At 61.0% G+C, this 22,499-nt stretch carries 18 protein-coding genes and 1 pseudogene; 10 read left to right on the top strand and 9 right to left on the bottom strand.

What is annotated here, in order from left to right; translation table 11 throughout:
* The 9 genes and pseudogenes from ALO43_RS05240 to ALO43_RS28330 form a co-directional block, all read left to right on the top strand.
* The coding region (locus tag ALO43_RS05240) for an energy transducer TonB (RefSeq protein ID WP_054997211.1) at window positions 1-626 on the top strand (626 nt) is incomplete at its 5' end.
* A gap of 74 nt (window positions 627-700) precedes the next feature.
* Window positions 701-1,387: a MotA/TolQ/ExbB proton channel family protein gene (locus ALO43_RS05235; RefSeq protein ID WP_010220340.1), complete on the top strand. Its 687-nt coding sequence runs from the start codon at window positions 701-703 to the stop codon at window positions 1,385-1,387.
* On the top strand, window positions 1,387-1,788 hold the full coding sequence (locus ALO43_RS05230) for an ExbD/TolR family protein (protein ID WP_002555939.1): 402 nt from the start codon (window positions 1,387-1,389) through the stop codon (window positions 1,786-1,788). The genes ALO43_RS05235 and ALO43_RS05230 overlap by 1 nt, the downstream gene beginning before the upstream one ends.
* 203 nt (window positions 1,789-1,991) lie before the next feature.
* Window positions 1,992-4,712, top strand: a complete 2,721-nt coding sequence (locus ALO43_RS05225; protein WP_054997206.1) for a TonB-dependent receptor — start codon at window positions 1,992-1,994, stop codon at window positions 4,710-4,712.
* 144 nt (window positions 4,713-4,856) lie between these two features.
* Window positions 4,857-6,740 carry an extracellular solute-binding protein gene (locus ALO43_RS05220; RefSeq protein WP_054997205.1) on the top strand — a complete coding sequence of 628 codons (1,884 nt, stop codon included), beginning with the start codon at window positions 4,857-4,859 and terminating at the stop codon, window positions 6,738-6,740.
* 1 nt (window position 6,741) lies between these two features.
* The gene (locus ALO43_RS05215; protein ID WP_054997204.1) at window positions 6,742-7,809 is read left to right on the top strand and encodes a microcin C ABC transporter permease YejB; all 1,068 of its coding nucleotides are present in this window, start codon (window positions 6,742-6,744) and stop codon (window positions 7,807-7,809) included.
* Window positions 7,809-8,831, top strand: coding sequence for an ABC transporter permease (locus ALO43_RS05210; protein WP_054997203.1), 1,023 nt, complete (start codon window positions 7,809-7,811; stop codon window positions 8,829-8,831). Before ALO43_RS05215 ends, ALO43_RS05210 begins: the two co-directional genes overlap by 1 nt.
* Before the next feature lies 1 nt (window position 8,832).
* Entirely contained in the window at window positions 8,833-10,416 is a 1,584-nt protein-coding gene (locus ALO43_RS05205; RefSeq protein WP_054997202.1) for an ABC transporter ATP-binding protein, read from the top strand.
* A gap of 183 nt (window positions 10,417-10,599) precedes the next feature.
* Window positions 10,600-11,035 (top strand): annotated as a pseudogene (locus tag ALO43_RS28330) (REP-associated tyrosine transposase).
* Window positions 11,036-11,109: 74 nt separating this feature from the next.
* Here ALO43_RS28330 and ALO43_RS05200 read toward each other — a convergent pair.
* From ALO43_RS05200 to gabT, 3 genes are all read right to left on the bottom strand, one after another.
* Entirely contained in the window at window positions 11,110-11,598 is a 489-nt protein-coding gene (locus ALO43_RS05200; protein WP_002555947.1) for an Lrp/AsnC family transcriptional regulator, read from the bottom strand.
* A 46-nt stretch (window positions 11,599-11,644) separates the two neighbouring features.
* The gene (locus tag ALO43_RS05195; protein ID WP_005887848.1) at window positions 11,645-12,301 is read right to left on the bottom strand and encodes an HAD family hydrolase; all 657 of its coding nucleotides are present in this window, start codon (window positions 12,299-12,301) and stop codon (window positions 11,645-11,647) included.
* An 81-nt stretch (window positions 12,302-12,382) separates the two neighbouring features.
* Window positions 12,383-13,687: a 4-aminobutyrate--2-oxoglutarate transaminase gene (gabT, locus tag ALO43_RS05190; RefSeq protein ID WP_005887847.1), complete on the bottom strand. Its 1,305-nt coding sequence runs from the start codon at window positions 13,685-13,687 to the stop codon at window positions 12,383-12,385.
* A 285-nt stretch (window positions 13,688-13,972) separates the two neighbouring features.
* Here gabT and ALO43_RS05185 point away from each other — a divergent pair, with 285 nt between their 5' ends.
* Window positions 13,973-14,902: a 2-hydroxyacid dehydrogenase gene (locus ALO43_RS05185; RefSeq protein WP_024668957.1), complete on the top strand. Its 930-nt coding sequence runs from the start codon at window positions 13,973-13,975 to the stop codon at window positions 14,900-14,902.
* A 181-nt stretch (window positions 14,903-15,083) separates the two neighbouring features.
* On the opposite strand, the gene ALO43_RS05180 is transcribed toward ALO43_RS05185, so the two are convergent.
* From ALO43_RS05180 to ALO43_RS05155, 6 genes are all read right to left on the bottom strand, one after another.
* Window positions 15,084-16,541, bottom strand: coding sequence for an NAD-dependent succinate-semialdehyde dehydrogenase (locus ALO43_RS05180; protein WP_005887844.1), 1,458 nt, complete (start codon window positions 16,539-16,541; stop codon window positions 15,084-15,086).
* A gap of 114 nt (window positions 16,542-16,655) precedes the next feature.
* Window positions 16,656-17,813 carry an acetylornithine deacetylase gene (gene argE, locus ALO43_RS05175; protein WP_024690307.1) on the bottom strand — a complete coding sequence of 386 codons (1,158 nt, stop codon included), beginning with the start codon at window positions 17,811-17,813 and terminating at the stop codon, window positions 16,656-16,658.
* Window positions 17,810-18,964 carry an NAD(P)/FAD-dependent oxidoreductase gene (locus ALO43_RS05170; protein ID WP_024690306.1) on the bottom strand — a complete coding sequence of 385 codons (1,155 nt, stop codon included), beginning with the start codon at window positions 18,962-18,964 and terminating at the stop codon, window positions 17,810-17,812. Before ALO43_RS05170 ends, argE begins: the two co-directional genes overlap by 4 nt.
* Entirely contained in the window at window positions 18,961-20,370 is a 1,410-nt protein-coding gene (locus tag ALO43_RS05165) for an FAD/NAD(P)-dependent oxidoreductase (protein ID WP_024690305.1), read from the bottom strand. Before ALO43_RS05165 ends, ALO43_RS05170 begins: the two co-directional genes overlap by 4 nt.
* Complete coding sequence (locus ALO43_RS05160) at window positions 20,349-20,660, bottom strand: (2Fe-2S)-binding protein (RefSeq protein ID WP_005887839.1); 312 nt, start codon at window positions 20,658-20,660, stop codon at window positions 20,349-20,351. Before ALO43_RS05160 ends, ALO43_RS05165 begins: the two co-directional genes overlap by 22 nt.
* Window positions 20,657-22,498 (bottom strand): ABC transporter ATP-binding protein, encoded by a 1,842-nt coding sequence (locus ALO43_RS05155; protein WP_005887837.1) that lies wholly within the window; start codon window positions 22,496-22,498, stop codon window positions 20,657-20,659. Before ALO43_RS05155 ends, ALO43_RS05160 begins: the two co-directional genes overlap by 4 nt.
* Between the last annotated feature and the right edge of the window lies 1 nt (window position 22,499).

Here is a 22,499-nt window from a genome sequence, read left to right as displayed (position 1 = left end):
TGCCGGAAGTTGCGCCGCAAGTTCCGGAAATGACTATCGAACTGACCAGCCCGACACCGCCCGCGCCGGAACCGCCGCCGCCCGAGCCACCACCTCCGCCACCTCCCCCGCCGCCGCCACCCGAACCGGAACAACCGGTCGAGGACCCGGACGCGGTCGAGCCGCCCCCCAAACCGGTGGAGAAGCCAAAGGTCGAGAAGCCCAAGCCGGTGAAGAAAGTTGAACCGGTGAAAAAGCCTACACCGCCCGCGCCGACGCCTGCTGCTGCACCAAGTCCGCCTGCGCCGCCAACCCCTGCGCCCGCGCCTCCGGCACCCGCTGCAGCACCCGCCCCGGTCAAGGAGAGCGCTGCTGTTTCCGGGCTCGCCAGCCTGGGCAATCCGCCACCGGAGTATCCGGGGCTGGCCTTGCGCCGCAGTTGGGAGGGTCGTGTGGTGCTGCGCATCAAGGTGCTGCCCAACGGCCGCGCAGGCGCTGTAGAGGTGACCAAATCCAGCGGCAAACCGGTACTGGACGAAGCGGCTGTAGAGGCCGTGCGCAACTGGAAGTTTATTCCGGCCAAGCGCGGGGACACGCCGATAGAAGGCGTCGCGACGCAGACCATTGACTTCAAGCTGCCGGAATGACCCGGCACCTGACAACCGACCATTCAATTATCAAAGCTGGTGAGGTTTAAACCATGAACGCATCGCTCTCTTCCATGATCGTCCCGGCCGTGCTCTGGGCATTGATTGTATTTTCCGTATTGAGTTGGGCATTGCTGCTGATCAAGTCGGCGCAGTACGTCCGGCAGAAGTCGCAGAACAAGCAGTTCACCAAAGCGTTCTGGAGCGCACCGGACCTGCTCACCGCTGCCGAGCATTCTGCGCAATACCCTGGCGCGCTGGCGCGTATCGCCAACAGTGGCTTTGAAGCTATGGCGGTCGATGAGTCGCCGCGCACCACGCAACAATTGGCGCACACCATCAACCGCTCGGACCGTCTGGAGCGCAACCTGCGCCAGCAGATACAAAAAGAGCGTCGCGCGCTGGAAAGCGGCCAGGCGATTCTCGCCAGTATCGGCAGCACCGCGCCCTTCATCGGCCTGTTCGGTACGGTCTGGGGGATCATGGAAGCGCTGCAAAGCATCGGCGTGACCGGCTCGGCCAGCCTTGAAGCGGTCGCCGGGCCTATCGGTCACGCGCTGGTCGCCACCGGCGTGGGTATCGCCGTCGCCGTGCCGGCAGTGCTGATCTACAACTTCTTCCTGCGCCGCCTCAAGCTCGCCGTGGCCGACATGGATGACTTCGCCCACGACTTCGACGCCCTCGCCCAGCGCAGCGCCTTTGCTGTCACGCGCCAGCCCATCGCCAGCAAGAATGGCCATGCCGTTCGGGAGGCCAGCTAATGTCTTTCTCCACTCAGGACAGCGATGAAGTACTCAGCGAAATGAACGTCACGCCGCTGGTCGACGTGATGCTCGTGCTGCTGGTGGTGTTCATCGTCACCACGCCGCTGATGACCAACGCGATCAAGGTCAACTTGCCCAAGACCGACGCAGTCGCCCCCGCCGAGAAGAAAAACCCGGTGGTGGTCAGCGTCGATCAGGACGGCAAGTTCTACCTCGCCAAATCGGAAATCGCCCCGGAGCTGCTGGAAAAAAGCCTGCAGGACGAAAAGGCAAAGGACCCGGAAATCCGCGTTCAGCTGCAGGCCGACACTGCCGTGAATTACGGCCAGGTGGCCAAGGCGATGGCGTCCATCGAACGCTCCGGCATTACGAAGATCTCCGTCATGACGGCGAAATAACCCTTGAGTGATTTGACGGTTTCGCCGCGCGCAGCCGTCTGACCCGACTCCCGTGAATGCGGTCGTCCGTGGGCTGAAAAGCCCCTGGAGGGGAGCGGCTTGCTGGAAAAAAGAAGTGGAATACCCGCTCGGCACAACCGCGTCGGGAACAGAGGGCTCACAAGGCCATTTCAATAAATGTCTGGATCAAGTCGGAACTAACCATGCTGATGAATCTTCCCGGTTGCACCCTCAAACCACTGGCCCTCGCGGTCCGACGTCATCCACGTGCCTTGCTCTGTGCATTGGCGATGGGCATGAGCGGTGCCCAGGCGGCTGAAGCCGTCGATGCGGACACAGGCGCTTCGGCGGTGTCCACCAGTGCAGCGGTTGTGCCTGCCACGACCCAATTGCAACGTGTCGAAGTGACTGGTTCGGCGATCCGTCGGGTCGATGCCGAAACGGCTGTGCCGATCACCATCCTGCGTGCCGACGACCTGAAGAAACAGGGCGTGACCACCACTCAGGAAATGGTCCAGCGCATCACCGGCAGCCAGTCGATCCAGAACAGCGCCGGCTCGGTTGGCGCCAGCACCGGTGGTGCCTCCTTCGCCGACATGCGTGGCATTGGCGCGAACAAGACGCTGGTGCTGCTCAACGGCCGTCGCCTGGCCAACAATGCGATTTCCGGTGTGGGCACACCCAATGGCAGCGCCATCGACCTGAACATGATCCCGTTCGCCGCCATCGACCGCGTCGAAGTGCTGCGTGACGGTGCCTCGGCGCTGTACGGCACCGACGCCATCGGCGGTGTGATCAACTTCATCACTAAAAAGTCGCTGACTGACGGCACCCTGACGCTGGGTGGCGAGACGCCGACTGCCAGTGGTGGCGGTGCCAGCAAGGACATGAGCGCCAGCTGGGGCTTCGGTGATCTGGAAGAAGACCGCTTCAACGTCATGGGCGTGGTCAACTACAACAAGCAACAGAACCTGGACGCCAACGACCGCTCGTTCACGCGGGATTACCAGCCAGGACGCGGGCTCAATCAGACTTCCGGGACCGCCTACCCGGCCAACTATTATCAGGGCGACAACTCCGGCAACCCGCTGGGCAGAAACTGCAGCGGCCCCAATCTGATCGCCAGCAACGGTATCTGCCGGTTCAGCACCCGCGAATACATCGACTTGATCCCGCAGACCGAGAAGACCTCATTCTTCGGCAAGGCCACCGGCAAGCTGGCCGACGATCACAACGTCAGCCTCGAATATTTCTGGGCACGCAACAATAACCACACCGGCATTGGCCCTGCGCCGCTCACAGGTCTTTCGCTGGACGCGTCGTCACCCTTCTACCCTGGCAACGGCATTACCCCGGCACCTACCGATTTCACCATCGACCCGACGCTACCGGTCAACACCGCCTGGCGCGAAACCGCAGCAGGCCCGCGTGGCGGCAACGATCAGAACACCAGCCAGCGCTTTCTGCTGAATTTCGACGGGCTGGTGGGCGGCTGGGACTATAACGTCGGCGCTTCGTACAACCAGAACAAGGTACTTTCATCGGTTACCAGTGGTTATGTCAGCGACTCGGCGATGCTGAACGGCCTTGCCAATGGCGTGCTCAACCCGTTCGGCCCGCAAACGGCGCAAGGCCAGGCGCTGATCGATGCCAGCGAATACCACGGTCAGTACTCCAGCGCCGTAGGCCGGGTGGCCGGGCTGGATGCACGCATCAGCCGGGAAATCGGCGACTGGTTCGGCGCGGGCCCGTCCGGCCTGGCGCTGGGCGGCGAATACCGCAAGGAGAAGATGCACCAGGACTTCGACCCCTTCGTCAACGACATCAGCAGCCTGGGGCTGGATGCAGCCGGCAGCGTAGAAGGCGACCGCAGTGTCAAAGCCGAATACGCCGAACTTAACGTACCGGTACTGGACAGCCTGGAGCTGACCGCCGCTGTTCGTCACGACAAATACAGTGACTTCGGCAGCACCACCAACCCCAAATACTCGTTCCGCTACCAGCCGTTCAAGCAACTGGTGGTCCGTGGTGCCTACAGCGAAGGCTTCCGCGCGCCGTCACTGTATGAGCTCTATGCACCGCGCAGCCTGAGCTACACCCAAGGCTACTACAACGATCCGGTACTCTGTGCCGGTGGCACTGTGCAACCGGGTGGCAACGCCGGACGCGATTGCGCGCAACAGTTCCTCAACAACAGCGGTGGCAACACTGAGCTGGCCCCGGAAAAAGCTCGCAACATGACGCTGGGCTTCGTCTATCAGCCGGTCAACAACCTGTCGATGGGCCTGGACTTCTGGTGGATTCATATCTCCAACCAGATTCAGTCGTTCCCTGAGTCGACCGTTTTCGATGACCCGAACACCTACGCTGACCGCTACGTACGCGCCGCCGACGGTTCGATTGCCAACATCGTCACCGGCAACGCCAACCTGGGCATCGTCAAGACCAGCGGTATCGACGTGACCCTAGACTATCGCTTTCCGAACACGCCGTACGGTCAGTTCGGTCTGGGCATGACTGGTACTTACGTCACCCGTTATGACTTCCAGAACATCATCGACGGCCCTTACACCGACAAGGTAGGCGACTTCCAGGGAGATGGCGTGATCGCGCGCTGGAAACACGTACTGACCGGCACCTGGTCGCTGGGTGACACCCGTGCATCCCTCACCAACCGCTTCACCAGCGGCTACAACGACTATGACCGCACCACCAACGCCCGCGTCGCGTCGTATGCGCTGTGGGACATGTCGGTGGGTCATACCTTCGACAAGGTGCTGGATATCGATGCAGGGGTACGCAACATGTTCGACCGCAACCCGCCGTTCTCCAACCAGGCCTACAACTTCCAGTCCGGCTATGACCCTCGCTACGCCGACCCGCTGGGCCGCACCCTGTTCGCACGCGCGACTTACCACTTCTGAGTGTAACGAGGTGGCCCATACACGCTCCGTGGGCCACGTCTGATTGCGAGCTCGCCCCCTCCGGCCCAGGCTTCATCCACCTTCCCCGGCCGGGGGCTTTTTCGCGGCTCATCGTCATTCAGTGCGCACGAGGAAAGCCCCATCATGCTGCGTCATTCCCGTTTTCTGCGGCGCCTGATTCTGGGTGTCACGCTATTGAGTTGCTGGCCAGTCGCGCAGGCGGCGCCGACCCATGCCTTGACGGTCTATGGCGAAGCTCCGAAATACCCGGCTGGCTTCCAGCACTTCGACTACGTCAACCCGAACGCCCCCAAAGGCGGCTCGCTGACACGCTCAGCGGAAGAAATCGGCCAGTTCAACTACCTCAACCCTTACGTCGATCAGGGCATCAACGTGAGGGAGGTCGACAGCTGGGTCTACTCGCCATTGGCCTACCGCTCGCTGGATGAGCCGTACACCGTGTATGGGCTGATTGCCGAAAAAATGGAGATGGATCCCGACGGTCTGTGGATTCGCTTTTTCCTCAACCCCAACGCGCGCTTCGAGGACGGCAAACCCGTCACTGCACAAGACGTGCGCTACACCTTCGAGCTGATGACCACCAAGGCCAGCTTCAGCTATCGCCCCATGTTCGCCGACGTCAAAGAGGTGACCATCGAGGGGCCGCTACAGATTCGCTTCGACTTCAAGAACAACCTCAACCGCATGCTGGCGCTGGACATTGCCAGCCTGCACATCCTGCCGGAGCACTGGTGGAAGAACCGCGACTTTGCCAACGGTGGCGGTTTCGAGCCGCCGCTGGGCAATGGCCCTTACCGAGTCTCCAAGGTCGACGCCGGGCGCAGCGTCACATTCGAACGGGTCAAGGACTGGTGGGGCAAGGACCTGCCGGTCAGCCGTGGGCTGTATAACTTCGACAGCCTCAGCGTGAACTACTACGGCGACACCGAGATAGCCCGCCAACTGCTGCAGGCAGGAACCTTCGACTACAACCGCGAGTTCTCTTCTTCCGGCTTCGTGGTCGGCTACAGCGGCCCGGCGATAGACGACGGACGCTTGCAGAAACGCATCTTCGCCCAGCAGCGCCCGGTCGCCGCGCAGGGCTTTGTGTTCAATCTGGACAACCCGATCTTCAAGGATCGCCGCGTGCGTGAAGCGCTGTCGCTGCTGTGGGATTTCGACTGGATCAATCGCCGGGTCATGCGCAATTTCTACGTGCGCGAGCAGAGCTACTTTCCGAAAAGCGACATGGCCGCCACCGAACTGCCGACACCCGCCGAGCTGAAGATTCTAGAACCATTGCGCGCTCAGGTGCCGGACGAAGTATTCACCACGGTCTATCAACCACCAAAAACCGACGGCAGCGGTTACATTCGTGACAAACAATTGCAGGCCCTGAAGCTGCTGGCAGAGGCTGGCTGGCACCCGAAAGACAACAAGCTGGTCAACGCTGCGGGCGAGCCGATGGTGTTCAGTTTTCTCGACGGTCAGGGCGGTTTCGACCGACTGATTCTGCCGTTCAAACGCACCCTGGCGCAGATCGGTATCACCCTGGATTTTCTGCGTATCGATTCGGCGCAGTACATCAACCGGCTCAACGCAAGGGACTACGACATGATCGTGGTCACACTGCCGAAAAACGGCAACCCCATCATTTCTCCAGGGCGCGAGCTGTACAACCTGTACGGCTCGCAAAGCGCCACAGAAGTGGGCAGCTCCAATGCAATGGTGCTACGCAACCCTGCGGTAGACACGTTGATCGACGGGCTGGTGAGCGCCAACACTCGCAATGACATGGTGCTGTATGCGCGGGCGCTGGATCGGGTCCTGCAATGGGGCTACTACATGATTCCCAATTACTATTCCAAAGGCACGCCGCTGGTGTTCGCCAACCGTTTTGGCATGCCTGCGGTGGCGCCGATCTACGACGTGGGGCTGGAAACCTGGTGGCAGATAAGCCCGACGCCGCTGACCAACGCTCAGGCCGCGGCACTAAACGGCAAGACCACCGCTGCGAAGGAGCATTGAGATGCTGGCTTACGTGATTCGACGCTTGCTGCTGATCATCCCCACGCTGCTGGCAATCCTGATCGTCAACTTCCTGATCGTGCAAGCCGCGCCCGGCGGCCCGGTCGAGCAGGCCATCGCCCGCATTCAGGGTTTCAGCCCCAACGGGGTCGGTGGCGGTGGTGGTGAAGTGGCTGCCAGCGGCACCGCCAGCCGTAGCACACGAGGGCTTGACCCGGCGCTGATCGAGCAGATCAAGGAGCACTACGGTTTCGACAAGCCAATGCACGAACGACTCTGGCTGATGCTCAAGAACTACGCGCAACTGGATTTCGGCACCAGCTTCTTCAGGGGTGCGTCGGTCACCGAACTGATTGCACAGAAACTGCCGGTGTCGCTGTCTCTCGGGCTCTGGGCGACGCTGATCACCTACCTGATTTCGATCCCGCTGGGCATTCGCAAAGCGGTGCGGCATGGCAGTGCGTTCGATGTGTGGAGCAGCACGCTGGTGATCATCGGCTATGCGACGCCAGCGTTTCTGTTCGCCATTCTGCTGATCGTGGTATTTGCCGGCGGCAGCTATCTGAGCTGGTTTCCGGCGCAAGGGCTGTTCTCGGACAACTTCGACAGCCTGAGCACCTGGGGCAAGGTGAAAGACTATCTGTGGCACCTGGTGCTGCCGGTCAGTTCGCTGGTGATCGGCGGGTTCGCCACGCTGACCATCCTCACCAAGAACAGCTTCCTCAACGAGATCAGCCGCCAGTACGTGGTCACGGCGCGGGCCAAGGGCCTGACCGAGCATCGCGTGCTGTACGGCCATGTGTTTCGCAACGCCATGCTGCTGGTCATCGCCGGCATTCCGCAGGCATTGATCGAGGTGTTTTTCGCTGGCTCGCTGCTGATCGAAACCATCTTTGGCCTCGACGGTTTGGGGCGAATGAGTTACGAGGCAGCGGTTTCGCGCGATTACCCGATTGTGTTCGGCACGCTGTTCCTGTTCACGCTGTTCGGCCTGCTGATCAAACTGATCGGTGACCTGTGCTACACGCTGGTCGACCCGCGCATCGACTTTTCCGCGAGGAGCGCCTGATGTTCGAATTCTCTCCCCAGACCCGGCGGCGCCTCGACCTGTTCAAGGCCAACCGGCGTGGCTGGTGGTCGCTGTGGATCTTCATCGGGCTGATGCTGGTGTGCCTGTGCGGCGAGCTCATCGCCAACGACAAACCGTTACTGATCAGCTACGACGGGCAGATGTATTACCCGGTGTTGCACACCTACATGGAAACCGATTTCGGCGGCGAACTGCTCTTCGAACCGGACTATGCCAGCGACTACGTGCGCAAGCTGATCGCCGCGAAAAACGGCTGGATGCTGTTTGCGCCGATCCCGTTCAGCTACGACACCATCAACTACGATCTGGACGCGCCGTCGCCCAGCCCGCCTGACCACATCAACTGGCTGGGCACCGACGAGCAGGCGCGTGACGTGTTGGCACGAGTGCTGTTCGGCGCGCGAATCTCCATTCTGTTCGCGCTGTTGTTGACGTTAATCAGCACGGTGATAGGGATATGTGCCGGGGCGATTCAGGGGTATTACGGCGGCATGACCGACCTTATCGGCCAGCGTATTCAAGAGATATGGTCGGGTTTGCCGGTGCTGTACCTGCTGATCATTTTGTCCGGCTTTGTATCACCGAGTTTCTGGTGGTTGCTGGGCATCATGGCGCTGTTTTCCTGGCTGTCGCTGGTGGACGTGGTGCGTGCCGAGTTCCTGCGCGGGCGCAATCTGGAGTACGTCAAAGCCGCCCGCGCACTGGGCCTGACCGATGCCGCGCTGATGTGGCGGCACATCCTGCCCAACGCGATGACCAGCACCCTGACCTACCTGCCGTTCATCATCACCGGCGCCATCGCCACCCTCACTGCGCTGGATTTTCTCGGTTTCGGCATGCCGGCGGGCAGTGCTTCGCTGGGCGAGCTGATTGGAGAGGCCAAGCGCAATCTGCAAGCGCCCTGGCTTGGCCTGACGGCGTTTGTGGTGCTGGCCTTGATCCTTTCGTTGCTGGTGTTCATCGGCGAAGCCTGCCGCGATGCGTTTGATCCTCGGAGCTGACATGCAAGACAACCTGATTGAAATTCGCGACCTGCGGGTCGCCTTCAACGGCCACGAAGTGGTGCATGGCATCAGCCTCGATATCCGCCGTGGCGAATGCCTAGCGCTGGTGGGCGAGTCCGGCTCCGGCAAGTCAGTCACCGCGCATTCGATTCTGCGCTTGCTGCCACCGAAAAACGTCAGTACACAGGGTTCGATTCGCTATGACGGCCTGGATCTGGTCACGGCCAGCGACAAGCAATTGCGCAGCCTGCGCGGCAACCGGGTGGCGATGATTTTTCAGGAGCCCATGAGCTCGCTGAACCCGCTGCACACGGTCGAAAAGCAAATTGGCGAAATCCTCGTCACGCACAAGGGCCTGAAGGGCAAGGCCGCACTGAGCCGGACCCTGGAGCTGCTGGAGCTGGTCGGCATTCGCGATCCGCTGTCGCGGCTCAAGGCCTATCCGCACCAGCTATCGGGCGGGCAGCGTCAGCGCATCATGATCGCCATGGCGCTGGCCAACGAGCCCGACTTGCTGATCGCCGACGAGCCGACCACGGCGCTGGACGTGACCGTACAGGTGAAGATTCTCGAGCTGCTCAAATCGTTGCAGCAGCGACTGAACATGTCACTGCTGCTGATCAGTCACGACCTCAATCTGGTGCGGCGCATTGCTCAGCGGGTCTGTGTGATGCGTGAGGGTGAAATTGTCGAGCAAGCCGATTGCCAGACGCTTTTTGACTGCCCGCAGCACCCTTACAGCCGTCTGCTGATCAACGCTGAACCGGATGGCGAACCGGTGCCGTCCACGCACAGCAACACGTTGCTGTCGGTGCAGGACCTGAAGGTCTGGTTTCCGCTGGGCAAAGCCTGGTTCAAGCGCGAGCCGCATTATGTGAAGGCAGTGGACGGCGTGAGTTTCGAGCTGCTCAAGGGCAAGACGCTGGGCATCGTCGGTGAATCAGGCTCGGGCAAGTCGACGTTGGGCCAGGCAATTTTGCGGCTGGTGGATTCAGAGGGCAGCATCCGTTTCGGCACCAAGGAACTGAGCCTGCACAGCCAGCACTTGATGCGCCCGTTGCGTCGGCAATTGCAGGTGGTGTTTCAGGACCCGTTTGGCAGCCTCAGCCCGCGCATGACCGTAGAGCAGATCATCGCCGAAGGGCTGGTGACGCATAAAATCGGCACTTCGAAAGAGCGTGAGCAGACGGTGATCCGGGTATTGCAGGAAGTGGGGCTAGACCCGGCGACAAGGCATCGCTACCCGCATGAGTTTTCCGGTGGTCAACGCCAGCGCATTTCCATCGCACGGGCGCTGGTACTTGAACCGGACCTGATTCTGCTGGACGAGCCGACTTCAGCCCTCGACCGTACCGTGCAGAAGCAGATCGTTGCGCTGTTGCGCGATCTGCAAATCCGCCATGGCCTGACCTACTTGTTCATCAGCCACGACCTGGCAGTGGTTCACGCGCTGGCCCATGACCTGATCGTGATCAAGGACGGCAAGGTAGTCGAACAAGGCCCATCCCGCGACATCTTCGCCGCGCCGCAGCAAGCCTACACACAGGAACTGCTGCGCTCGTCGGGGTTGGTGTTTGCCTGAGCTCAGGCAACTGTGTTCTGGAATCCTTATGGGAGATCCCTGTGGGAGTGGACCGGGCGACGCTGCGCCTGTCCACGAAGACTGGCTATCAACCACCGAATTAATATGCCGTAAAGCATTCCTCCGCTGCTTCGCCGCGCCAAGCGCTAACGTTCCCCTTCAGATAGCCTTTGAGGTCATGGAATGCATGCTTACTCTGCGTCACGCCGTTTGCGCACGGGCCTATGCTCCGTAATAGGCCAGATTTATATGGTGACGTCAGTCACGAAGGGGCGCGAACCTGTGTTTGCCGACTTCCGCCTCGGACGCTTGCTGGTGAAAGAACTGAGGCGTTGCAAAGAGCAGGAACTGGCCAAGTCGCTTGCCTGGGTCGTGATGCCCGACCACGTTCATTGGCTTTTTGAGCTAAGACAGAATGATCTGCCCATGCTGATGCGACAGCTCTCGCAGCTCGATAGCCATCGGAAAAGTCAGAGACCACCCCGAAACTCTATGGCAGTCCGGGTACCACGATCATGCCGTACGCAACGAGCAAGACATGGTCGGCCTGGCTCGCTATGTCGTCGCTAACCCGCTACGCGCCGGGCTGGTGAGGAAGATTGGAGATTATCCATTATGAGATGCGGTCTGGATGTGACCTGTGTCTCTACACAATCAAACGTCACAGCAAGCCGGCGCTCTTTTTTAGCCGCTTCAATGCCGCAACAATTTGCGCAACGGCACGCCGTCTTTCATGACCGGGGATTTGATGACGATGTAGCTGAAGTACTTGGAAATGCCGATGTTCTTGTCCAGCAGTTCTTCAATCACTTCCTGGTAGTGCTGAATGCTGCGGGTCATGAAGCGCACGAGGTAATCGTAGCCGCCACTGATCAAATGGCACTCGAGCACTTCGTCCACATGGCGGATGTTGGCTTCGAACTTGGCGAAGTCTTCGCGCTTGTGGTCGCTGAGGGAGATTTCCGTGAACACGGTAACCGATTCGGTGATTTTCGCGAGATTGAGGTGCGCCTTGTAACTGGAGATGTAACCCGCCGACTCAAGTCGTTTGACGCGTTGCAGGCAAGGGCTCGCGGAAAGCCCTACTGCATCGGCCAGGCTGACGTTGGTCATGCGCCCGTCTTTCTGGAGTTCTACCAGGATATTGATATCAATCCGATCCAGTTTGACCAAGCCTTCCATCACCTACCTCATGTATTGCCATTACGGTGCCTACCTTCTAGCAAAATCAGCGCCGTAAAGACAGCTGATGCTGAGCAACGAGGTCCGCCATGCTGTTGATGCAGATATCTGCGGCGCAAGGCTGACTGTGCTCTTCGCGGCTGCGGCGGATCAGGCACAACCCGCCCAGGCCCGGCGCAGAGGCCGGTGGACGGGATACTAGCAGGGTGTCTCGGGTGTCCAGATCCATTTTGGCAAGCCAGCGTGTGTCATCCAGCGGGTGCGTGGTCAACGACAGCAGGCTGTCAGGCTCGAGCCCCAATCGCTCGCACAGGATGCCGCGATCCTGCAGATCACGGTCGGCGTAAACCAACAGCCGGTAGAACTTGCGCAGGTAGAGCATCGCGCCCGGTGCATCCTCGAACAGCGTCCAGTTCGACACTGAGCGGGCGAAACTCATGCCTTCCTCCCAGCTCGCCTTGATCCCCAGTCGTTCAGCCAGCTGTCGATGCGCAAAGCACAGCAGCCCGCTGAAGCCCAATTCATCAAAGCGCGGGTACAACGTGCGGATGACATCATTGAATTCAGTGAGTATCTGGTCTTTGCCGGGTGTACTCAGACCGTTATCCAGCAACGGCTGCAAGGCCGACCAGACGCCTGAGTCGCGGTCCACCAGAACCTCATCACAATCGATCAGTAATGCGCGGTAATCAATAAGCCCCATGGCAGGCAACGTCTCCATTCAACAATGATCCCCAGCGCTGGTGGTCGCAGCGTCTCGCAACAGCTGCGACCACGCTCACGCTCAGCTGGACTTCAATACTCGTGCCAAGGCGGCATCGAGGATGGTCAGCGCTTCATCAATCTGCTGCTCGGTGGTCACCAGCGGTGCCAGGAAACGCAGCACGTTGCGGTACACACCGCACTTGATCACCAGCAGACCGCCAATGCGCGCCTGATCGATGATTTTCTGGTTGAGATCGGCGTCCGGACTGCGCGCGGCATCGTCCTTGACCATTTCCATAGCGAGCATAAAGCCAGTGCCGCGCACGTCGCCGATGAAGCTGTAACGCTCTTTGAGCGCTAGCAGACCGGCACGCAGGCGATCGCCCAGTAGCTTGCCACGCGCCAGCAGGTTTTCCTGCTCGTACGTATCGATGACCGCCAGCGCGGCGGCGCACGACAGAGCATTACCGCCGTAAGTGCCACCCAGGCCGCCCGGAAGCGGTGCATCCATGATTTCAGCGCGTCCGACAACGCCTGACAGCGGCATACCGCCAGCGAGGCTTTTGGCAACGGTGACCAGATCTGGCTGGATGCCCGAATGTTCGAAGCCGAACCACTTGCCGGTACGACCGAAACCGGTCTGGATTTCATCGAGAATCAGCACGATGCCGTGTTTCTCGGTCAGGGCACGCAATGCCTTGAGGAACTCGACCGGCGCGGCCAGGAAGCCACCATCGCCCTGCATGGGTTCGATCAGAATGGCTGCCACTCGATCCGGGGCTACTTGGGTAGCCAACAGCTCATGCAATGCCGCCAGTGCCACTTCGGTGGTCACGCCACGGTACTCGTTCGGGTACGGGGTGTGGAACACTTCAGGCGCCATCGGGCCGAAGTTCTGCTTGTACGGCTGACTCATGCCGGTCAGCGTGGTGCCGAGCAGCGTGCGGCCATGAAAGCCGCCCCGGAACGAGATGATCGCCGGACGATTGGTGTGGGCGCGGGCAATTTTCACCGCATTTTCCACAGCTTCGGCACCGGAGGTGAAAAACACTGCCTTGTGATCGATGCCGCTCTGGCCTGCGATCAACAGACTCAAGCGTTTAGCCAGGTCGATGTAGGGCTGGTAGGAGGCTACCTGAAAGCAGGCGTGGGTGACTTTGGTCAGCTGTGCCTGAATCGCCTTGACCACATTCGGGTGGTTGTGGCCGATGTTCAATACGCCGATACCGCCGACGAAATCCAGGTAGCGCTTGCCATCGACGTCCCACAATTCAGAACCCTGGGCGCGGTCGATGACCAGCGGGTGGGCCGTGACAATGCCACGCGGCACAAACTGGTCGCGCTGGCGGATCAGATGAGGGGTGTCGTCGACTTTGCTGTTCATGGTTTTACCTATCATGGGCCAGGCAGCCGGCGGGGGTGGCTGCGATGGTGTTCAGGTTAAGCGTTCAGCGAAATGATCTACGCCGAACTTCGCCCCTCAGAAGTCCATATCGACTGTTTTTCGCCTTGCAAACGGCAGATTCCTTCATGCCCCGCAAGCACCATGCAATCTGCCGGGCAGCGCTGCTTTTCAGGCGTGGCGAGGCGCTGGAAACGGCCGTTTCGACAGATCCTGCTCCCGACTTGCGGCATGATGGGGCTCCACTTTCATGCTCAGGAAATGCCCATGCCCGCCCTGCTCTACAAAGCTGATCCCGCACGCGCCGAACGCTGGCGTGTCCTGTTTGCCGAGCACGCGCCGGACATCGAATGGCGGGTGTGGCCAGATATCGGCGACCCGGCCGACATCCACTACTTGGGCGCCTGGCTGGCGCCTGATGACCTGCAGGAGCTGCTGCCCAACCTGAAAGTGCTGTTTGCTCTCTCGGCCGGAGTGGATCAACTGGACCTGAGCCGTATCCCGAAAGCCCTGCCGGTGGTTCGCCTGCTGGACCCCGGCATCAGTCGCGGGATGTGCGAGTACGCTTCTTTTGCGGTGCTGAGCCTGCACAGAGAGATGCTGCGTTATCAGCAGCAGCAGGTTGAAGGCGTGTGGAAAGCTCACCCGCTGATACCGGCGCACAAGCGTCGGGTGGGCGTCATGGGCCTCGGTTTGCAGGCGCAACAGATTCTGGCGAGCCTGAAGCCGTTCGGTTTCGAGCTGTCAGGCTGGGCACGCAGCGAACATCAGCTTGACGGTGTGACGTGTTATGCGGGTGAGGTACAGCTGGAGGCATTTCTCGGGCAGTGCGACATTCTGCTTTGCGTGTTACCGCTGACGGGGCAAACCGAAGGTATCCTCAATCGCCAGTTATTCGATCACTTGCCCAAAGGTGCAGCCCTCATCAACATGGGCCGTGGTGGGCATCTGGTAGAGGCTGATCTGCTTGAAGCGCTGGACAGCGGCCAGTTGAGCGCTGCGGTGCTGGATGTGTTGCAACAGGAACCCGCGCCTGCCGATCATCCATTCTGGAAACACCCGAAGATCCTGCTGACGCCGCACGTCGCGGCCATGACCCAGCCGGAAAGCGCATTCCCCGGTCTGCTCGACAACATCCGCCGCTTTGAGCGGGGTGAGGCAATGCAGGGCGAGGTTGATCGCGGGCAGGGTTACTGACTAATTATTATCGTTCCAGAGTTCCGTGTGGGCATGCAGTTCTGGACGCTCCGCGTCCGGGCCTGAGCGTGCGGCGCTCTGTGGGTTTGTGACGCGGGGCGTCACGAACTGCATGCCCACGCGGAGCATGGGCACCATCGTCACGCGGGCACGGGCGCGAGAGTCGGTTGTACTGCGCGCCCTACAACCCACCCACGTGAAACGCCTTCACTTCCAGGTATTCGTCCAGACCGTAGCTGGAGCCCTCGCGGCCCAGGCCGGACTGTTTGACGCCGCCGAACGGGGCGACTTCCATAGAGATGATGCCGGTGTTGAGGCCGATCATGCCAAACTCCAGCGCTTCGCCGAAACGCCACGAACGGCGCAGGTCCTGGGTAAAGTAATACGCGCCAAGGCCATAAGGCGTTGCGTTGGCTAGTGCCAGCGCCTCGGCTTCATCGGTGAAGCGCATCAGCGGGGCGACCGGGCCAAAGGTCTCTTCGTTGGCCAGCAGCATGCCTGCATGAGCATCGCCCAATACCGTTGGCTGGACGAACTGGCCGTCGCCCTCGGGACGTTTCCCATACAGCAATTTCGCGCCCTGGCTCAACGCGTCATCAATGTGCCGGGCTACCTTGCTGACGGCTGCCGGGTTGATCAGCGGACCAATCGTCACGCCGTCTTCCAGGCCATTGCCAACCTTGAGTTTGGCGACCTCTTCCACCAGCCGCGCAGCGAAGCGGTCGTAAATGCCGCTCTGCACCAGAATCCGGTTCGCACACACGCAGGTCTGACCGGCGTTGCGGAACTTGCTGAGCATAATGCCAGCCACGGCCTGTTCCAGATCGGCGTCGTCGAACACGACAAACGGCGCGTTGCCGCCAAGTTCCAGGCTCAGACGCTTAATGTGTTCGGCACTTTGACGCATCAACAGACGGCCCACCGCCGTGGAGCCGGTGAAGGAAATCTTGCGCACCACCGGGTTTCCGGTCAGCTCTTCGCCGATGCCGGCAGGCATGCCAGTGACCACGTTGAAGACACCAGCAGGAATGCCTACACGCTCGGCCAGCACTGCCAACGCCAGAGCGGACAGCGGCGTAAGGTCAGAAGGCTTGACGATGATCGGGCAGCCCGCGGCCAGCGCTGGTGCGCATTTACGGGTGATCATCGCGTTGGGGAAATTCCATGGCGTGATCGCGGCGCAGACACCCACCGGCTGCTTGAGCGTCATCAGGCGACGGTCGGCACTGGGCGCAGGGATGGTTTCACCGTAGGAGCGACGCGCCTCCTCGGCGAACCATTTGACGAAGCTGGCACCGTAGCGAATCTCGCCCCGAGCCTCGTTCAGCGGCTTGCCCTGCTCGAGGGTCATGATCAGCGCCAGGTCTTCGACGTTCTCGAGCATTGCCTGATGCCAGCGATCCAGCAGGGCCGCCCGCTCGGCGGCAGGACGGGCACGCCAGGCCGGCCAGGCGCGATCAGCGGCCTCGATGGCACGGCGGGTTTCAACCCCTTGCAGGGCAGGAACCGTTGCGATCACTTCGCCCGTTGCCGGGTCGGTTACCTTCAGCGTTGCGCCGTCGTCAGCGTTGATCCATTGGCCATCGATGTAAGCGCGGTCTACCAGCAGGCTGGGGTCTTTCAACTGATTCTTGAGCATGGTCGAGTCCTGTTTCGGGATACCTGCCAGTCTAGGCAGACGTCACAGTCCAGGATGCTGAAAGCGGGATAACGGCAGTGTCCGATGCTGAAATTTACGCCCGGACGGCAGCCTCTACTGCTTCAGCGAGCCGAGCAGACTTTGCAGAAAACGCTCGCCTGCGTCCATCTGACTCTCTTCGATAAACTCGTCCGGCTTGTGCGCCTGCTCGATGGAACCCGGGCCGCAAACCACTACCGGCACGTTGAGTCGCCCTGCAAACAGACCGCCTTCGGTGCCATAGGACACCTTGATGTGTTGCGTACCCGGCTCGGCAAAAGCATGCAGCATGCGCACCGCTTCGACGCTTGGGTGAGTCTCCAGTGCCGGGTATTCGTTCATGACTTCGATCTCGATGGCGGCCACGCCCGACAGCAGTCGCGCTTCACGTACCAGCACCTCGGCACGCTCGCGCAATTGCTCCAGCAATGCATCGGGATTGTCACCTGGCAGGTTGCGGTACTCGAACTCCATGGTGCACAGGTTCGGCACAATATTCAGCGCCTTGCCGCCATCGATACGGCCGATGTGTACGGTGCTGTAAGGGATGTCATAACCCTCGTCACGCGCGCCTTGCTGTTCGATCTGCTTCTGGCTCTTGCGCAGTTCGGCGATGAAATCGCTGGCCAGATGAATCGCGTTAACCGCCCTGGGCGCCAACGAAGAGTGCGCTTCCTGACCGCGACAGAACGTGCGATAGGACGCCTTGCCTTTGTGTCCGACCGCAAACTGCATCATCGTGGGTTCGCCCACCACACACAGGAAGGGCCGCATCGGTGCCAGATGCAGCACGTCCAGCAGCCGACGCACGCCGACGCAGCCGATTTCTTCGTCATGCGACAAGGCCAGTTGAAGCGGACGGAGCAGCGTCATGTCTGCGGCATCGAGCATTGCGTCGATGGCCAGCGCAACAAAACCCTTCATGTCGCAGGTGCCACGACCATAGATGCGCCCGTCACGCAGCGTTGCCTGAAAGGGCGGCATCGTCCACGCCTGACCAGCCGCCGGCACGACGTCGGTGTGGCCGGAAAGCAGCACACCGGGCACGTCTTGCGGTCCGGTACTGGCGAACAGGTTGGCTTTCTTGCCAGTTTCGTCCTTGACGATCAACGACTCGATGCCCTTGCTGGCCAGCAGCTCGCGGACATATTCGATCAGTGCCATGTTTGGCTCAGACGACACAGTGTCGAAGGCAATCAGGCGCTTGAGGATATCCAGTGCGCGTGGGCTCATGAGGCTTTGCTCGCTTGTTCATTGAAAAGGTCGAAACGACGGATGTCGAACGGGCTGATCGAAGTGCTGGTCGCGCCGGTACTGATCAGCTCGGCCATCACGTCGCCCACGCCAGGGCCGAGCTGAAAGCCGTGGCCGCAGAAGCCGAACGCATAGAACAGCCCGTCGACCTTACCGCTGGCGCCCATCACCGGCAGTGAATCGGGCGTGTAGCCTTCGATGCCGCTCCACACGCGGATGATGTTCAGATTACCGACGCCGGGCAGCAGACGACGCATCTGCTGCACCTGATTGATGATGCTGCGTGGCTCGACATGGGCACGACGATTGGCCATGTCCGGCTTGCTGCGAAAACCACCGCCGATGACGATGTTACCGCGCGCAATCTGCCGAAAATAGATGACTTCATGAGGGATTTTGGTGAACACACCGATCACTGTCGGCAGCGCGTAAGGCACCGGTTCAGTAACAGCCATCTGCGGGCCGTGAGTGTCCAGCGGTACCGGCTCGCCGAATTGCGCGGAGATTTTCTGCCCCCATGCGCCTGCGGTGATCAGCAATTGATCGGCAGTGAAGACACGTCCGTCAGTGGTGGTTACTTCGAACGCGTTACCGACCTTTTCGACCTGTGCCACTTCGGTGCGCTCTTCGATCCGCGCCCCGGCCCTGATTGCGGCGCGGGCAAAGGCCGGTGCAGCGAGACGCGGGTTGGCGTGGCCGTCGTGCGGCGCATAAGAGCCGCCCTTCACGTCGGGGCCGAGAAACGGAAAGCGCTCGTGCAGTGCTTTCCCGCTGTAGATTTTCAGGTCCAGCTCGCGCGCTTCAGGAGCCGCCGCGTAGGCTTCCAGTTCGCAGATTTCGTCTTCGCGGTAGCAGACGCGCATATGGCCGCTGGGCAGGAACTCCAGGTCTTCGCCGATCAGTTGCGGCAGCTTCTGCCACAACGCCCTGGAGCGATTGGCCAACTCCAGTTGCCCCAGATGGCGACCCTGGCGCCGTACATTGCCGAAGTTCACGCCGCTGGCATACTGGCCGATCACGTCGCGCTCCAGCAGCGTCACCGACTTGCCGTGCTGCCGCAGAAAAAACGCCGACGCCGAGCCCATGAAACCGCCACCAACTATCAGTACATCGACCTTGGGCTGCTTCATGAAATCACCTCGTCCACCAGCATCGACAATGGTTTGACCGGCGCTTGACCGCGCTGGCGACCGACTTGCTCGACCGGCACACCGGCCTCGGCAGCGATCACTTCGGCGCCGGCCTGCGAGCAATAACGCCCTTGGCAGCGGCCCATACCGACACGGCTGAACGCCTTGGCGCGATTGACCTCGCAAGCGCCTTTCTCACGCACCACGCCACGGAGCTCGCCTGCGCTGATCATTTCGCAACGGCAGACAATGGCGTCATCGGGCAGTGCAGCGGCTTGAGCGGAGGGCCAGGGGAATGCTTCGGTGAGACCAACGCGGAAGCGATCCATGACCACCAAATGCTTGCGCACGTCTTCACGACGCGCGTTATCCACAGGCAGGCCAAGGTCGTCCAGCAGCGCTATCGCGGCCAGTCTACCTGCTTGCTCGGCGGCATCGGCACCGCGAATCTTCGCACCATCGCCCGCCGCATAGACACACTTGACCGAGGTGCGGCCCTCTTCGTCGACCGCCAGCACCCATTGCCCGGAATCCTCATCGAAACGCAGGCCGCAACCGGCCAGATCTGCCAGCTGGGTTTCCGGGCGCAGGTGATAACCCAGCGCCAGCGCATCGCAATCGACGGTCAGCAACTTGCCATTGGCAAGCTTCACACGCACGCCCGAGACACCGGCCTGCTCGTCACCCAGAATTTCTTCAGGTTGCACGCCAAGATGCACCGGCACCCTGGCGCTGTATAAACGGGCCAAAAGCTTCATGCCGTCGAACAGGACACCGGGGCGCGCCAGCAATTTGGGCATCGCGGCAACGCGCTTGCTGAACGGAGAAGTATCGAGCACCGCTGCGACATCGGCACCGGCCTTGACGTACTGGCTGGCAACCAGATAAAGCAACGGGCCACTGCCCATGAACACCACGCGACTGCCAATCGAGACCGATTGCGACTTGAGCGCGATCTGCGAACCGCCCAGGCTGTAGGTGCCCGCCAGTTGCCAGCCCTTGATCGGCATCAGACGGTCGGTGGCGCCTGCGCACAGCATCAGCGCGTCGTACTCGACCACGGTGTGCAGGCCTTGGCTGGCGCAGCACAGCTCGCCTGGCGTGAGGTTCCAGGCGAGGGTATCGGGGCGATAGTCGATCTGCGTGCGCAAGCGATCGAAGCTTTCGTGCAGGTCGCGCGCCTTGGCTGCTTCAGTGCCATACAACGCCGGATAATCACGCTTGAAGCCTTCCGGCTGGCGACGGTAGATCTGCCCGCCGTCACGCCGGTTCTCATCGATCAGAATCGGTCTGATCCCGGCGGCCAGCAGGGTTTCTGCACAACGGGTGCCCGCCGGGCCAGCGCCAATGATGACCACTCGAGGGCTGGCAGGGTTCTGAACGTCTAACCGTGAAGAAGTGGCCATTTCGCCTCCGGTTGAGTGGTGACGATATCCAGCCCGTCGCGGACTTCACTGGAGCAGGCGCGCAGCCGTTCACCGCTGCGCGTCCAGACCCAGCAGTCCTGGCAGGCACCCATCAGACAAAACCCGGCACGCCGCCCGGCGTCGAATTCGGACTGGCGCAAAGCGGCCGTGCGTGTCAGCAACGCCACCATCAGCGTATCGCCTTGCAAGGCTTCGATGGACGCGCCATCGACCGTGAGGCTCACCATCGGACGATCACGCTCGCCCAGCCTCACAAAACGGCTGTTCATGCGTACGCTCCGGCAGTGACAGGGTTCAGGTCTTTCTGCACGGCTTGCAGCTCGTCGCCGTCACGATGGCAGAGGATTTCGCTGCCGCCAGCAATCCGGCGACGGCCTGGAGCGGTCTTGTTGCACAGGCCCTCGACGCGGGACGGGCAGCGATTGAGAAAAGTACACAGCTCAGGATTACTGGCCGGAGCACTGATCGGCGGCAGCTTGCCGCTGGTCACGCCGCAGCTTTCCAGCCAGCCCTGACGCAGCTCCGGTACAGAATGCACCAACAGGTCGGTGTACGGGTGGAAGGGCACGCGGCTGAAGGACTCGCGGGTGCCCTCTTCGACCTTGTGGCCGCTGTACATCACCACAATGTCATCGCACAGCGCACGCACAGTGGAGATGTCATGGCTGATGAACAGGTAGGAAACACCCAGCTTGCGACGCAATTCGCCGAGCAGTTCGAGAATGCACGCGCCGACCACGGTATCCAGCGCCGACGTCACTTCATCACAGAGGATCAAATCCGGTTTGGCCGCCAAAGCACGGGCCAGGTTGACGCGTTGTTTCTGCCCGCCAGACAGTTCATTGGGGCGCCGATCCGCCAGCTCGCGCGGCAGGCGCACAAGGTCCATCAGCTCACCAATACGATCGTTCAGCGGCTTGCCTTTCAGCCCGAAATACATCTTCAGCGGTCGGGCGAGAATAGCGCTGACGCTGTGCATCGGGTTGAGCGCGGTGTCGGCATTCTGGAACACCATCTGGATGCGCCGGAACTGCTCTTCAGTGCGGCCTGACAGCGAGCCGGACAACTCCGCACCGTCGAATGTCAGGCTGCCGAGGGCCGGGTCCAACAGACCGGCAACCACACGAGCCAAGGTTGATTTGCCCGAGCCGGATTCGCCGATCACACCGACCGCCTGACCACGGCGGATGGTAAGGTCGATGCCTTCCAGCACCCGAATCATCGGCATGCCTTGCAGGTCCTTCTTGCCGTAGCCAGCGGTCAGGCCCTTGATGGTCAACAGCGTGCTGTCCTTGGCCACCTCGCTGGCCGGGGTCAGCACTCTGTCCGGACGCGCCGCCGCCAGCAGGCTCTGGCTGTAAGGGTCTTTTGGCCCGCCGAGCAGCGCCGCGGTGCTGCTGGTTTCGACAATCTGCCCGCCGTTGAGCACGACAATCTGGTCAGCCATTTGCGCCACGACGGCCAGGTCGTGAGAAACATACACCGCTGTTGCCCCACGCTCGCGAACCACACGCTTGAAAGCGCGCAGCACATCGATCTGCGTGGTCACGTCCAGGGCCGTGGTGGGTTCGTCGAGGATCACCAGCAATGGATCGCTGATCAGCGCCATCGCCGCCATTACACGCTGCAACTGGCCGCCTGAGACCTGGTGCGGATAACGCTTGCCGATGGTGTCCGGGTTGGGCAACGCAAGGTCTCGGAACAACTCGACAGCTTTGGCCTCCAGCGCCGCACGGCTGCCCAGGCCATGAATCAGCGCGCCCTCGATAACCTGATCGATCAGCTTTTTCGCGGGGTTGAAAGCCGCTGCCGCACTTTGCGCGATGTAGGAAACACGATTGCCACGCAGGCCCTGCAACTGGCTTTCCGGCAGGTTGAGCATGTCGTGCTCACCAACCTGAACCACGCCGCCGGCCAGCTTGCAGCCACGTCGGGCATAGCCCAGCAGCGCCAGGGCAATGGTGGTCTTGCCTGAGCCGGACTCACCGATCAACGCCAGCACTTCGCCTTTTTCCAGCGAGAAACTGACGCCTTTGACGATTTCCAGTTCGCCGTGATCGCCGTCGGCTACCACGCGCAGGTCTTGCACTCGAATCAACTGGCTCATA

The organism is Pseudomonas tremae (genome assembly GCF_001401155.1).
Taxonomy (GTDB): domain Bacteria; phylum Pseudomonadota; class Gammaproteobacteria; order Pseudomonadales; family Pseudomonadaceae; genus Aquipseudomonas; species Aquipseudomonas tremae.
Note: the sequence above shows the minus strand (reverse complement) of the source record. Positions and strands in the feature narration are given on the sequence as shown.